The following is a 13,131-nucleotide window of genomic DNA, read 5'->3' as shown; positions in this document are numbered from 1 at the left end:
GAGTGTCAATCTGTAGCTATTCTACCATTGCTGAGACAGCGAGCCTACCTTCTCTGGAACTAAAAAAACCTTGGTTGGAAACAACCAAGGTTAACATACTATTATATTTGCTCATAGATTCATAAACTCAATTCGGTAAATGAGTTATCTCACGACTCAATCTAATACGCTTACAAACCATATTTTCGAATCAAATATGTTGGAGTACAGCTCCATGCATGGCAGTAGCTGTTAATTAGATTACTGCCGTATGGTGAGTAGCTTTTGTTATGAGGGTCGTATAGCTCCCAAAAGGTATCTGCACCGTCACGGATCATTCCTCCCCAGTAAGATCTAATTAGTGTTATAGCTTCTTCCCGAAGTCCCGCGACTAGTAGCGCTTCTGTCAAATAATGATATAAATATGGCGTAGTCATACCGATTAAGGTTTTTTCCTCGATCAGCTGAAGTAGGAGCTTCCGATTTTGTTCTTCTGGCAGAACTTCCGCTAATACCATCCATATTTGAGAAGCCCAAGATAGTTGCCGTGCCTCACCGCTGACGAAGAATTCTAGATTCTCGTCCCATAGATTTTCCATCGCAGCATTTTCTGTGAACCGTATCTCTTTATTCCAAAGATCAGAACAGTTTTTGCCCTCTTCACCACCAATCGCATTTGCCAATCTTACAGCTCTTTTTAGTGTATATATAAGAACTCCTTGGCTTGGTGCTTGTTTGTTCAGATCCTCATGCCAGTCAATAAACGACCACCATGAATCACGATCTTGAACTAATCCATCCTCAACGTTCTCCAGAGCCAATTCAATCTGGCGTCTGGCTGTTGGCCATAGATCTTGCAACGTTTCTTGGTCTCCTGTAGCCTCCCAGTAGTCACAAAGTGTAACAGTAAACAACAAAGAGTAATCGTACAAATACGTATCGTCGGCAATCAGTTTTGGTTCAATAAACAGATTAGCGCTCACCCTGCCATGCTCATCCGGCAGTCCAGCAAATAGATATAGACAACGCTTTACCAGATTGTTGCTTTTGAACGTCTCATAATTAGCCAACGCTTGCAACCTAAGATCACCGAGCCAGAGTCGGCGGTCACGCTTAGGGCCGTCTTCAAATACGTCCTGCATACAATCTTCAAGCGTTCGAATACTTACTCGGTCAAGAGCCTCCATCTCAGGTTCTTGATGCTTAAGAGATTGCAGCGAGGATCTATCGGCAGATGTTACTGTATGACAGCTTAAAGAATCAAAGACTACACGATATTTAGGAGAAGTATCCAGCACCTCGATTTTTAAATAACGAAAGCTGTATCTGCGAGGCAATTCAATTTTAGCTGGGAGCACATCAATGAACATGAGTTCCTCTTGCAACCATGAGCTACTTATCCAACCATTGTAAGAGGAGAACGGCTCTGCCACTTCAACAGGCATTTCTCCAAAAGTTAACTTCAACTTAAGTGGCGCGTCTGGCGGACTTCCAACTGGAGAAACGGCAAAAGACAAATAACCAACGCGGTGATCTCCGAAATCGACAATTACAGAATCGGATTTGCCTAACTTCGTGTTAGACAAATCCGCGGCACTTCCGATCTCAAATACGTTCCAGCCGTGAATGGATTCTGAATCAGATCGTACTTCCACCAATCGATTTGGCAGAACTTCACTTTTTCGAAGCACAGGTTTCAAATTTTCAGCTTTGGCAAGAAGATGTTCGTCTCGCATAATTGTAACATTATGGGCTTGTATTTTAGCTGTGTTGGACATGTCAAATCCCCTTTAGTTTTGTATCTGTTCATTGAATATCAGCGGCGAGATCCTAATATCGTCGATGCTCGTTCCATTCCTGTAAGTAAACTGGCACTAGCATTAGCAGCAACCGACCATTCTGAATTGGACTGAACCGAAGCCTGTAACGAAAGATTAGAGAATGAATCTCCAATGCGAACGGTATAAGATCCATTCGGTACCTTCCACAATTCCTTCTGAGGCTCCCACACTGCAAATGCTCTTGCACCAAGCGACAGCTCGATCGTTACGGACTCTCCCGGTTGAAGTTCCAATGAAGTATATTGTCGAAGTACAGGAGACGGTTCCGAAGCTGAAAGCGGGAACTCAACGTATAATTGAGGCACTACTGTTCCAGAACGGTCACCGGTATTGGTTACCTTGAAAATTGCGGTGACTACGCTCTGATTACTAGTAGAATCAGGTTCTCCCATTTGTAAATGCAAATCATGATAATCAAACGATGTATAAGATAGGCCGTGACCAAATGGGAACAATGGTGTAATACTCCGACTCAGATATCCACGATAACCGACCTCAAGTTTCTCACTGTATACCGTATCACCCTGAAGACCTGGATACTGTGCACTGGTACACACCGGACTCTCTTCAATAGACATCGGGAACGTTATTGGAAGCCGACCTGATGGATCTGCATTACCGAACAGTATCTGTGCTAATGCGTCTCCACCATTAATTCCACCATACCAACCAGCTACAACCGCTTGCACTTCATTGAGCCAGGGCATAGCTACTGGCCCTCCAGTGTTCAAAACGACAATTGTGTTCGGGTTCGACGAAGCAACTGCAGCGATTAATGAGTTCTGAGCACCAGGCAAATCCAGATTAGGCTTATCATAATTTTCAGTCATATAATCATTGACTACAATAATTGCATAGTCTGCCTCTTCCGCACATTGCACTGCTTCCTGAATATAAGATTCGTCTGTATTGGGATACCATTCAAGGGCAATAGAAGCTAAAGCTGCAGGTGCACCATCGGATGTATAGTGAACTTCAAGATCAACGGCTTCACCCGCAACCATATGCTTAACCGCAATTCGATTAGTCAGACGAACATCCCAATTATCAAGTAGCAGCTCCCCCTCTAGAAACAATCTTGCACCGCCTGAAGCTGGTAAGTAAAATGTATAATCTGCCGTCATCGGCGCGATCAGCTTTCCTACCCATCTAGCAGATGATGGTCTTTGTTTACCCGACAACTCCCAATTCACACAAAGATTTGGAACGGTGACACGATCTATCGGTTCTCCTCCAAGAGCATTGTCAGGGTAAGTGTAAACGACTAAACCATCACTGAATGCTTCTGCAGGGATGGTGTACTCCACATTGGGTGAATCATACATGAATGAAGGCCCCATGGGTACAGGTGTAGTTCCACGTCTATAGGTCACTTCCACTCCAGAACCTACTTGCTTGCGTATTCCTTCAAGTGGGGTTATCGGCTTGCCCGGAACATAAGCACTGCCTCCTCCGGAAGCAATATATCCTTCTGCAGCAGCCTGACCAAAGACGGCTATTTTACTTTTCTGATTTAATGGTAAGACTCCTTTTTCATTTTTGAGCAATACGATCGAACGAATTGCAGCTTCTAATGCTTCTTTCTCACCCGACAACCTCAGTACTTCCCCATTTGAAGCGTCTCTCTCATTAGACTCAGCACGCTCAAATAAACCGGCAGTGAACATTTCTTTTAATATTCTTTCGACACTTTCGTTAATCGCTTCCAAGGAAACAAGCCCACTTTTCACTGCCTCTTTTAACGGTTCACCAAAATAGCGTTTATGCGGAAATGTCAGTTCGTAGTCCAATCCTGCATGTATAGAAGCAACTGTACTCTGTGTAGCCAAGAAATCAGAAACGACAAATCCTTCAAATGCCCAATTATGCTTCAAAATTCTCTGTAACAGATCACGGTTTTCTGCACCATGAACTCCATTGATTTGATTGTAAGAAGCCATAAGAGAAGATGCTCCACCTTCTCGAACAACTGCTTCAAATGCTGGAAGATAAATCTCTCGTAATGTACGTTCATCAACTATACTATTCTGTGTGAATCGTTCTTCTTCCTGATTATTTACCGCATAATGTTTGACACAAGTCATGACACCTTGATCCTGAATACCCTTAACCACTTCTACACCCGTTCTTGCCGCCAAAAAAGGATCTTCCCCATATGCCTCAAACGTTCGCCCATTTAGTGGACTTCTAGCTATATTAACCGTGGGACCTAAAAGCAACGATGTTTCACGACTTTTTCCCTCTCGTCCAATTTGCTTGCCGTATCGATATGCATACTCCGGTGAGAAGGAAGCTGCAAGTGCAATTGGTGCGGGTAGTTGTGTGCCTGTATTCTCATCAGGCCCTGTGATACCAGCAGGCCCATCATTTAACTTCAAACGGGGAATGCCAAATGAATTGTTTGGCTCTCCCCCATGCATCAACGCGAGTTTGTCATCCAGACTCATCACTTCGAGCAGTAATTCTGCTCGTCTAGCGGGTAATTCCATAGTATTCATCCAAGGTTTAAGCACAATTCATCACACTTTCTTTAGTATAATTAGTCTTCCTGTCTATTTGCTTTGACTTCCTGAAGCTCTCTTAGAATTTTCGGATATTCCCGATCCAGCTTGTAGAACCATAAAACGATGAATTGCAGAACGCACAATATAAATGGAACATAAATGAACAAGAACTCAATGGAACTTAATGCGGTTGCAGAAATAGAAATTTGACCGCCAACATATCCGCCATATGCCAAAATCCACCCTACTAAAGCCCCACCAATACCACTTCCTGCTTTACCACCGAAACTTGAAGCGCTGAAGATCAATCCTTCTGTCCTCATTCCCGTTTTCCATTCACCGTAATCAACCGTATCGGCCATGAACGCAAAGATCGTACCCATGACAGGTGCCATCCCAATCGCCTTTACAATTGTTGATATGACAACAATCATCAGATTTGTCGGTTCAATTACAGGAATCAATGCTCCGATAGCCGTAATGACAATACCAATCATGGCTACGTTCCGTTTACCAAACCGTTTGATCAGTGGAGCTAACATCAACAAAATTAGCAACATTGGTGCAAGCTGTACAATCGTCAGTAAACCTACTAGATTGCCATCACCCAGAACATACTGAGCATAATAAATGTTAATTCCTTGTGTAGCTGCCTGACTTCCATAAAAGAATGTATTCAACATTAGAACCATAACCCAATACTTATTTCGGAACAGCGCTGGAAGCCCTCGCTTCAGCGGGATTGGTTTGTCAACGACTGAGGGAGTTACCCGTTCACGGGTTAACAAGAAAGTAATGACGAACAAGATAGATCCTACAATTCCGAAAATTGTGAAAGCTATTGTCCAGCCTCCCTTTTGGCCTCCAAATGCATTGACTAATGGCATAGTAAAATTCGCAACAATTACGATACCGAGCAACGCCATGATCATACGAACGATATTCAATACCGATCGCTGATAAGGATCTTGTGTCATCAATGAGCTCAGCACACCGTAAGGAATATTGATTGTGGAATAAATTATATTTATTAACAAATAAGTTACATAAGCATAGACGAGAGCTCCACCCGGACCAAAGTCCGGCGAAGAAAACAGGAGTACACCTGCAATTGCGAATGGTATGGCCATCCATAAGATCCATGGCCGAGCTTTTCCGAATCTGGATTTGGTTTTGTCGACCGCAACTCCAACTGCAACATCCACAAATGCATCCATTATACGTGCGAGTAGAAACAATGTACCTATTGCTCCAGCCGCTAAACCGACAACATCGGTGTAATAAAACGATACAAACATGGATAATGCGGTCCAAATCAGGTTGCTAGCGATATCCCCTGACCCATACCCAATACGTTCTTTCCAGCTTAATTTCGACATAGCTGCATCTTCTGAAACTTCTCTTTTTACAGCATCTGTGGCTATACTCATTTTAATCCCTCCATCTGCTTTACCCCATGTGTATTAGATACATTTAAAGCTACAATCTCTTTTAGAAAATCACTTTCAGTCCGAAAAAATGTTGATTTTCTTGTGCTTTTTTTGCTAGGATAAGGTCATCTTTATTAAACCGCTTTCTGAAAGCGTAGACAATTTTATAAATACATGTGTTTTTTATTCTAATTACAGGTCAACAAAAAAAGGAGCAGTTATACCCATGAATATACAGGAACTGGATCTATATCTAAGAAGAATAAATGAGATTGAACACATTCAATTAGTCACGGGTAAGAACGTTAATGATGTTACGCCTTTGGATTGGAAGGTAAACGAAGAAGGATATATACGAATGCCAGAAGATGGCTTCTTTGAGAGCGGACCTATTCAGTTACGTAAGCATCATCGCTTTTCAGCAATGCCTTTACACAGGCATACGTTTATTGAGATTAATTACATTTATTCCGGTACATGTACCCAGCAAATCAATGGGGAAAAAGTCTTGCTGCGGGAGGGGCAGCTCTGTCTGTTAGATTCAGATGTGCTGCACAGCATTGATCGAATGGAAGAGAACGATATTTTAATTAATATTATTATTCGCAAAGATATATTTGCTTCTGCGATCCTCGGACGTTTTGCTACAGGTGGCATTGTTTCGCAATTTTTATTCAATGCAATTGCAGAGGATACATCACATGATCGCTATATTGTTTTTGAATCAGAAAATTACGAGAAACTACAATTTTTTGTAAAAAATATGATGTGTGAAGCATTTGGTGAAACTATGTATACACAGGATATATTATATGGACACATGATAATCATCTTTACTGAGTTAATGCGAGTTTATACGTACCGTACGAATACTGTTCCGTCTGAACATACACGGGTGGATTTGCTAGAGATCCTCGCTTATATAGAACGTAACTATCGAACCTGTAAACTTACTGACTTGGCTGAGAGGTTCAACTTCAATTCCAATTATCTTGGCAATCTACTCAAGAAGAAAACCGGACAAACATTTATGGAGCTTGTCAAAACGCAGCGCATGTTACAGGCTGCTTCACGATTGACCAATACCAACGAGAGTATTGAACAGATTGCAGAAAGTGTTGGATATGATAGTCCTGGTTTTTTCTATCGCACCTTTGTATTAAAGTATGGGATGACTCCTAAACAATATCGTAAAATGGCTCTTTTGCAGAGATCATCTAGCCCTTTTAATTCAACTGAAAAAATCAATAGTGAATAGTCCATATGCTTCGGAATCACATGTGCATTAATCGCTGATACAGAAAAATCAGACAATATTATCCGCATAACGTGTGGTTTTTTAAAACAATTCATACACACTTAACTGGCTAAAGCCATAACAAAAGCCGCTAATCTAGCGGCTTAGTGACAATGGGTTATGTCCCTCTTCAATGATGCTTAATATGCGCGCCCTCCCCCTCGATAAGCACCAGCCTTACGTTTAAAGCTGCTTGTCCTCCTCATGTTGCTCAAAGCGCTTACCCCATTCAGCAATACTGTTTAAAATCGGCATAAAACTATCCCCTAACGCTGTTAACGAATATTCAACCTTAGGAGGCACTTCTTTGTATACCTCTCGATGAATAAGTCCATCTGTTTCAAGCTCTCTTAGCTGCCGTGTAAGAATCCCTTTGGATATGCCGGGTAGTAAGCGTTGAAGCTCATTGAAACGTCTGGTCTGCATGCTTATTAGCCATAGAATAGTCAACTTCCACTTTCCAGCTATCATATTTTGCGGCTTAGCGATAGCACATCTTTTTACGTTTTCAGAAGAATCTATGTCATCCGTAGTTGAATTGTACTCCATTTTAGCCATTGAACATCACCAATCTCCCCAAAGGTTCTTTTTTTGTGACTATGTTATAAAAATATAACTACTTACATTAATAGATACTATGCATTAAGATAAGTCCGTAGTCAAGCCGTCCATTATGATGACGCGACTTCAATAAGATAAGTGATTGATTTTAAGGAGGATTATGGTTTATGGGAAAATATCAAAAAACGAACGATTTTAACGAAATCGTATTTGGTCGTCGCACTGTTAAAGTTTATGACCCTGAGGTTAAAATAAGCCACGAGGAAATGACTGAGATTTTGCAAGAAGCGACGCGTGCGCCTTCATCTATCAACTTACAGCCTTGGCGCTTTCTGATTATTGACAGTGATGAAGGTAAAGAAAAACTTACTCCCCTTGTTACGTATAACCAAAAGCAAATTAAAACTGCAGCAGCTGTCATTGCAGTGTTCATGGATATGCAGCACATTGAAAACATGGAGCGCATTTTGAACAAGGAAGTTGAGCTTGGATACAAACCTGCAGACATCAGAGACTTACAGTTAAACACAGTCAAACCTGGGTATACGAACATGCCTGAATCTGAATTACGCCATTTCAACACATTAGACACCGGACTCGTATCCATGCAGCTTATGTTGGTTGCAAGGGCACACGGATATGATACCAACGCTATTGGCGGTTATGATCGTTCGAGAATCAATGACGTATTTGGCTTAGATAAGGAACGTTACCCTACGGTTATGTTAATTACGATCGGTAAAGGAGCTAGAGAAGGGCATCAATCTTATCGTCTCCCGGTAGAGGAAGTTGCTACTTGGGTATAAATAGCATATAACAACAAGAACCAAGGGGTTGTCTTCAGACAGACAAGCCCTTGGCTCCATAACTACAGCAGTTACTTGTTACTTGATGACTGTATTCGCGCAAGCTCCTTTTTGACAATGGGTACAACTCTCGTTCCGAACAATTCAATCGTTTCTAAAAGGTCACGATGAGCTAACATACTATTATCTACATGCAGCAAAAATCGTGTCAGTCCCAAGTTCTTTCTCAACAATATGATTTTCTCGGCTACATACTCAGGATCACCTGTATATAACGCCCCATTTATGCTTCGAGCTTGATCAAAAGACCTACGTGTGTACTCTGAGAAACCACGTTCGCGGCCAATTTTATTGATTTGATCAACTACTGCAGGAAATTGCATATTGGCAGCTTGCTCGCCATCTTCTTTAATAAGACCGTGTGAATGAACAGCAATCTGTAATTGGTTTAGATCATGTCCTGCTTGAAGCGCAGCTTCTTTGTACACCTGAACCAAAGGAGCGAATTGCGCTGGTGAACCGCCAATGATCGCAAAACAAATAGGTAGTCCCAAAACTCCTGCGCGAATCGCTGAATTTACGTTTCCTCCCGTGCCAATCCATACAGGTAATGGCTCCTGTACTGCTCGTGGATATACCCCTAAATCATGAATCGCAGGACGGTGTTTACCTCTCCAAGTAACCTTCTCTGAAGCGGAGACTTGCAGTAACAAGTCCAGTTTTTCCTCAAATAACTCATTGTAATCATCTAAGTCATATCCGAACAGAGGGAAAGATTCTATAAATGATCCCCGTCCAGCCATAATCTCTGCACGTCCACTAGAAAGAGCATCTAATGTTGCGAAATTCTGATATATTCGAACAGGATCGTCAGATGATAAAACAGATACTGCGCTGGATAGACGTATTTTATTGGTTTTAGATGCAATGGCAGCTAATATGGTTGCGGGTGCCGAGCTTGCATAATCCTCACGATGATGTTCCCCAATAGCATACACGTCTAATCCAACCTGTTCAGCTAATTCAGCTTCCTCAACAGCCTGTCGAATTCTCTCTGCATGAGATACGCCATTCGCTGTTGGTTTAGATTCTAAGAAAGTACTTAGTCCAAATTCCATAGATTCTGATGATTGATTCATTCAATCTCCTTCTTTCTATTTTTATTTAAATGTTAGTCGGAAAATCATTCTTCACTCATATTTTGAATGCCATATCCAATCTTTTTGAGAAGATTAATGAGTTGTTCCTTTTCATCCGTTGTAACAAAAGACAAGCTTCGAGAGATCATATCCACATGTTTAGGAAAAATTTCATCAAACAGAGTTCTTCCTTGATCGGTTAAAGCGATAAGATACGCCCTTTTATCTTCCGAATGTTGTTTCCTTTCCACTAACTCCTTCTTTTCTAGCTTATTAATTACATAGGTAATACTTCCGCTCGGTATAGAAAGCAATTCACTGATTCTCTGAACAGTTTGCGGTCCCTTGCTATAGAGCAATTCAAGTGTTATAAAATTCTCCATGCTGATATTGTAACTTTGAATATCTCTCTGAATTGTTTCTGTCGCTGCTTTTGTAGCCTTCATCCACACACGAAATAATCGTAAATCAAGCTCACTCTGCTCGTTCATCTATCAAATCATCCTCTTCCATAGCATTTTGAAACTTAAGAACAATTGAAATTAAAACGTATCTATAAATTTATCATAATATTATGATAAATTTATCCTAACTATAGGATAAATAATTGTCAACAGTGTTTCTGTCCTAACATTTATCATAATTACAGCCCAGCGTTATTGCTTACACTCTCAGCATGATTGTCGTTAACAAGTTGTACAACCCATAAACGCGATGTTATGAAGTAGCACCTTTATTATAACAAAATTTTTAAAAAATCCTCTGGAGGCTCCTCTGACCTCACGTATAGCGTATGGTTTTCTTTCGATAAAAAAAGCCTTGGTTGGGAATAACCAAGGCTGAACATGCTTTCTATTACATGCTCACTGAGCTGTCTAAGATGATATCTCATACAAATCCGCAGGTAGCGCCTGCACAATTGGTGACCAATCTTCAATCGTATACAGATAAAGTTCGTGCATTGCCCGTGTACAAGCGGTATAAAGTAACTTACGTTCATTTTCCTCGCCATACGTTTTCGACGAAGCATCATAGACCAGCACTGCATCGAACTCGACTCCTTTGGCAAGGTAGACGGGGATCACCATCAACCCTTTTTCAAAGTGTATGGTCTCTTTTGTAATGAGTTGTAACGTTTCGTTTCCTTGAGCTTGTAACATCGCGTACGCCTCACGGCTCTCGGCTGCCGTTTTCGTAATAATTGCGATCGACTCAAATCCCTTGTCTCGAAGTGCAGCGATGTCTGCCATAACCTGTTCATCACGTTTTTCTCTACTAATTAACTTGGTTAGAAGGGGTTTCGGTCCTTGTCGATCAAACGGTACAATCTCCTCACCGCCAGGCAACATCGCTCTTGTGAATTCAACAATTTCGCTAGTTGAGCGATAGCTACACAATAGGGAAAATAGACTTGTGTCAGCTTCGCCAAAAAGGCGAACCAGTGGAGATTGATCTCCAACCAGACTTGTTGATTGCATGAAGATGGCTTGCCCAAAATCACCGAGCACCGTCATCCGGGCTCGAGGAAACAGTTTTTTCAAATACTCATATTGAAAGGACGAATAATCTTGACCCTCATCTACAAATACATATCGAATTTCCGTGTTTGTCCGGACACCTTCAATTAACTCTTTTACATATAAATACGGTGTTGCATCCTCATGAAACAACCTGTTTTGATCCAGCATATCCTTGGTTTTCATGCATATTTCTTTCCATAAAGCAGGAACAGGAGCTCCATTTGTTTTTTCTTTATATGTTGCTTCATCAACAAACAATTGAGCGTAAATGGCTTTGAGATTGACAAAAGAGAAATTTCTCACATTTTTCTTTAGCGGCTTAAAGTATGCTCTGACAATCTTTTGACGGAGCAGCTCTTCCTCTCGTTGCGTGAAATCGAAGTCACCTTCATCCCCTCGTTGCTTATGTTTGCTATCTCTAAGAATGGCAGCATAACGCTCTGCAACGTCGAAAATCTCTTTCTCCTTATGCAGCATTCCGAATGCTTCAACGTATTGCTCGGTATCCAGATAATTCAACTCTTCCTGTACCCAAGAGGATTCCCGTTCCAACCGTTCCAGCGAACCTAGTTCACTCAGTAGCCACTCCTGCAAGAGAGCAACTCGGTTGATTAGAGGCAAGGTATGATCATATCCGTAAAATTTCTCCTTCATCTGCTCTGCCGTAATCAGATCACGATCCTGTATCCGAAGTGCCTTGAATTGCATACCTTCATGTCCCAACGATACTCCATAGCTCTGTAGAGCTTGTAGAAAAGATTGGGATGTTTTGTATTCAATCCCCTGAAGACGAGCCTCATAACCTGGCGTTCCTTGTTCGGTCAGAACATATTCAATCTGATCAAAAGCATCCTCTGAGCGCAGTGTGGAATCGAGCCAATAGTCGAGATATTCTTGAAATGTTGTCTGCTGCATATTCTCTTCACCAAGCTCAGGAAGGACGGTGGAAATATAGCTGGCAAACATGGGATTTGGTGAAAAAAGAACAATCTGATCGGCCTTGATTGTCTGGCGATGCTTATATAGTAAGTAAGCTATCCGCTGCAAAGCCGCTGAAGTTTTACCACTGCCGGCAGCCCCCTGCACGATTAGCATACGACTTGTATCATTACGGATAATGGTATTTTGTTCTTTCTGAATCGTTGCTACAATGCTCTTCATTTGCGAATCTGCTCCAGAGCCAAGCACATGCTGAAGCAAGTCGTCCCCGATGGTTTCATTTGCATCAAACATATTATTTATTGTTCCGTTTTGGATCTGAAACTGCCGTTTAAGTTCCATCGTGCCATCGATGGTTCCAGAAGGGGTAACGTATGAGGCAACCCCGGGAGAAGCGTCATAATACATGCTAGCTATGGGCGTACGCCAGTCATAGATCAGAAAGCTCAAGCCGTCTTGATCAACAAAGGAAGACACGCCAATATAAATTTTCTCACTGAAGTTCACTCCCTTTTCTCGGAAGTCAATTCGCCCAAAATATGGTGATGGAAGCAGACGCTTTAAGTTTTTCCATTGCTGCATCAATCGCTGATGACCACGCTCTCGTTCGGCTAATACTGCGGACTGTTGGTTAATGGTGAAGAAAGACTCCTCGAAGTCTTCATTAGTACCTGTGTTCATCGTAACTTCTTCCCAGAATCGCTTGCGAATGTCCGATGCCTGATCATGTAATCCGGCCACTTCCGGCTCCAGTTCAGAGATCCTTACCTGCAGTTTGTTTCTAACTAACTCCAGCCGTTCCTGTTCTTGATGCCAATTGTTCTTTTCGATCATCCCTGAACCACCCTTTTCCCATTTTTTAGGCCAAAAAAGAGCATTGACAAATCCAAATCCCAGAGGTATACTATATTTAGGGATAATAAAATATACAACTATTGATTGGAATTATTAATGCGCTACTGATTATATCACAGCGTTTTTTCGCGTTCAATTTATTTTTTTATCTTTGGACAATAAATTGTGCGATCCACTTTGACCATTCCTCATGAGATTACATTTATAAGATAACATGACAAAGAAGAGGCACCTTGAATGATCAAAATGCCTCTTCTTTG

9 protein-coding genes are annotated in these 13,131 nt (G+C 41.6%); 2 read left to right on the top strand and 7 right to left on the bottom strand.

Annotated elements, in window-relative coordinates; all coding sequences use genetic code 11:
• Positions 1-170 precede the first annotated feature (170 nt).
• The 3 genes from MH215_RS17260 to MH215_RS17250 are packed head-to-tail and all read right to left on the bottom strand — an operon-like array spanning position 171 to position 5,754.
• A complete protein-coding gene (locus MH215_RS17260) occupies positions 171-1,757 on the bottom strand; it encodes an alpha-L-rhamnosidase-related protein (protein WP_239291734.1) in 1,587 nt (528 codons plus the stop codon).
• A 38-nt stretch (positions 1,758-1,795) separates the two neighbouring features.
• Positions 1,796-4,309: a beta-glucosidase gene (locus MH215_RS17255; RefSeq protein WP_239291732.1), complete on the bottom strand. Its 2,514-nt coding sequence runs from the start codon at positions 4,307-4,309 to the stop codon at positions 1,796-1,798.
• Between the two features lie 50 nt (positions 4,310-4,359).
• Positions 4,360-5,754 carry an MFS transporter gene (locus MH215_RS17250; RefSeq protein WP_239291731.1) on the bottom strand — a complete coding sequence of 465 codons (1,395 nt, stop codon included), beginning with the start codon at positions 5,752-5,754 and terminating at the stop codon, positions 4,360-4,362.
• 226 nt (positions 5,755-5,980) lie between these two features.
• Here MH215_RS17250 and MH215_RS17245 point away from each other — a divergent pair, with 226 nt between their 5' ends.
• Positions 5,981-7,012, top strand: coding sequence for an AraC family transcriptional regulator (locus tag MH215_RS17245; protein ID WP_239291730.1), 1,032 nt, complete (start codon positions 5,981-5,983; stop codon positions 7,010-7,012).
• A 222-nt stretch (positions 7,013-7,234) separates the two neighbouring features.
• Here MH215_RS17245 and MH215_RS17240 read toward each other — a convergent pair whose 3' ends face one another.
• Positions 7,235-7,609 carry a winged helix-turn-helix transcriptional regulator gene (locus tag MH215_RS17240; protein ID WP_481857451.1) on the bottom strand — a complete coding sequence of 125 codons (375 nt, stop codon included), beginning with the start codon at positions 7,607-7,609 and terminating at the stop codon, positions 7,235-7,237.
• Positions 7,610-7,779: 170 nt separating this feature from the next.
• Here MH215_RS17240 and MH215_RS17235 point away from each other — a divergent pair, with 170 nt between their 5' ends.
• Entirely contained in the window at positions 7,780-8,418 is a 639-nt protein-coding gene (locus MH215_RS17235; RefSeq protein WP_239291729.1) for a nitroreductase family protein, read from the top strand.
• Between the two features lie 71 nt (positions 8,419-8,489).
• Here MH215_RS17235 and MH215_RS17230 read toward each other — a convergent pair whose 3' ends face one another.
• The 3 genes from MH215_RS17230 to helD all read right to left on the bottom strand — a co-directional run bounded on the left by MH215_RS17230 (position 8,490) and on the right by helD (position 12,850).
• Positions 8,490-9,557 (bottom strand): LLM class flavin-dependent oxidoreductase, encoded by a 1,068-nt coding sequence (locus tag MH215_RS17230; protein ID WP_239291728.1) that lies wholly within the window; start codon positions 9,555-9,557, stop codon positions 8,490-8,492.
• Positions 9,558-9,601: 44 nt separating this feature from the next.
• On the bottom strand, positions 9,602-10,048 hold the full coding sequence (locus MH215_RS17225) for a MarR family winged helix-turn-helix transcriptional regulator (RefSeq protein WP_239291727.1): 447 nt from the start codon (positions 10,046-10,048) through the stop codon (positions 9,602-9,604).
• A 384-nt stretch (positions 10,049-10,432) separates the two neighbouring features.
• Positions 10,433-12,850, bottom strand: a complete 2,418-nt coding sequence (gene helD / locus MH215_RS17220; RefSeq protein ID WP_239291726.1) for an RNA polymerase recycling motor HelD — start codon at positions 12,848-12,850, stop codon at positions 10,433-10,435.
• Positions 12,851-13,131 lie beyond the last annotated feature (281 nt).

The sequence above is a fragment of the Paenibacillus sp. ACRSA genome, from assembly GCF_022346845.1.
Taxonomy (GTDB): domain Bacteria; phylum Bacillota; class Bacilli; order Paenibacillales; family Paenibacillaceae; genus Paenibacillus.
The sequence above is the reverse complement of the archived record's forward strand: the minus strand, read 5'-3'. Positions and strand labels throughout refer to the sequence as shown.

Coding starts and splice junctions, on each gene's coding strand:
- helD (WP_239291726.1), bottom strand. CDS start 12,850: ATGATCGAAAAGAACAATTGGCATCAAGAACAGGAACGGCTGGAGTTA.
- MH215_RS17245 (WP_239291730.1), top strand. CDS start 5,981: ATGAATATACAGGAACTGGATCTATATCTAAGAAGAATAAATGAGATT.
- MH215_RS17260 (WP_239291734.1), bottom strand. CDS start 1,757: ATGTCCAACACAGCTAAAATACAAGCCCATAATGTTACAATTATGCGA.
- MH215_RS17225 (WP_239291727.1), bottom strand. CDS start 10,048: ATGAACGAGCAGAGTGAGCTTGATTTACGATTATTTCGTGTGTGGATG.
- MH215_RS17230 (WP_239291728.1), bottom strand. CDS start 9,557: ATGAATCAATCATCAGAATCTATGGAATTTGGACTAAGTACTTTCTTA.
- MH215_RS17240 (WP_481857451.1), bottom strand. CDS start 7,609: ATGGCTAAAATGGAGTACAATTCAACTACGGATGACATAGATTCTTCT.
- MH215_RS17235 (WP_239291729.1), top strand. CDS start 7,780: ATGGGAAAATATCAAAAAACGAACGATTTTAACGAAATCGTATTTGGT.
- MH215_RS17250 (WP_239291731.1), bottom strand. CDS start 5,754: ATGAGTATAGCCACAGATGCTGTAAAAAGAGAAGTTTCAGAAGATGCA.
- MH215_RS17255 (WP_239291732.1), bottom strand. CDS start 4,309: ATGGAATTACCCGCTAGACGAGCAGAATTACTGCTCGAAGTGATGAGT.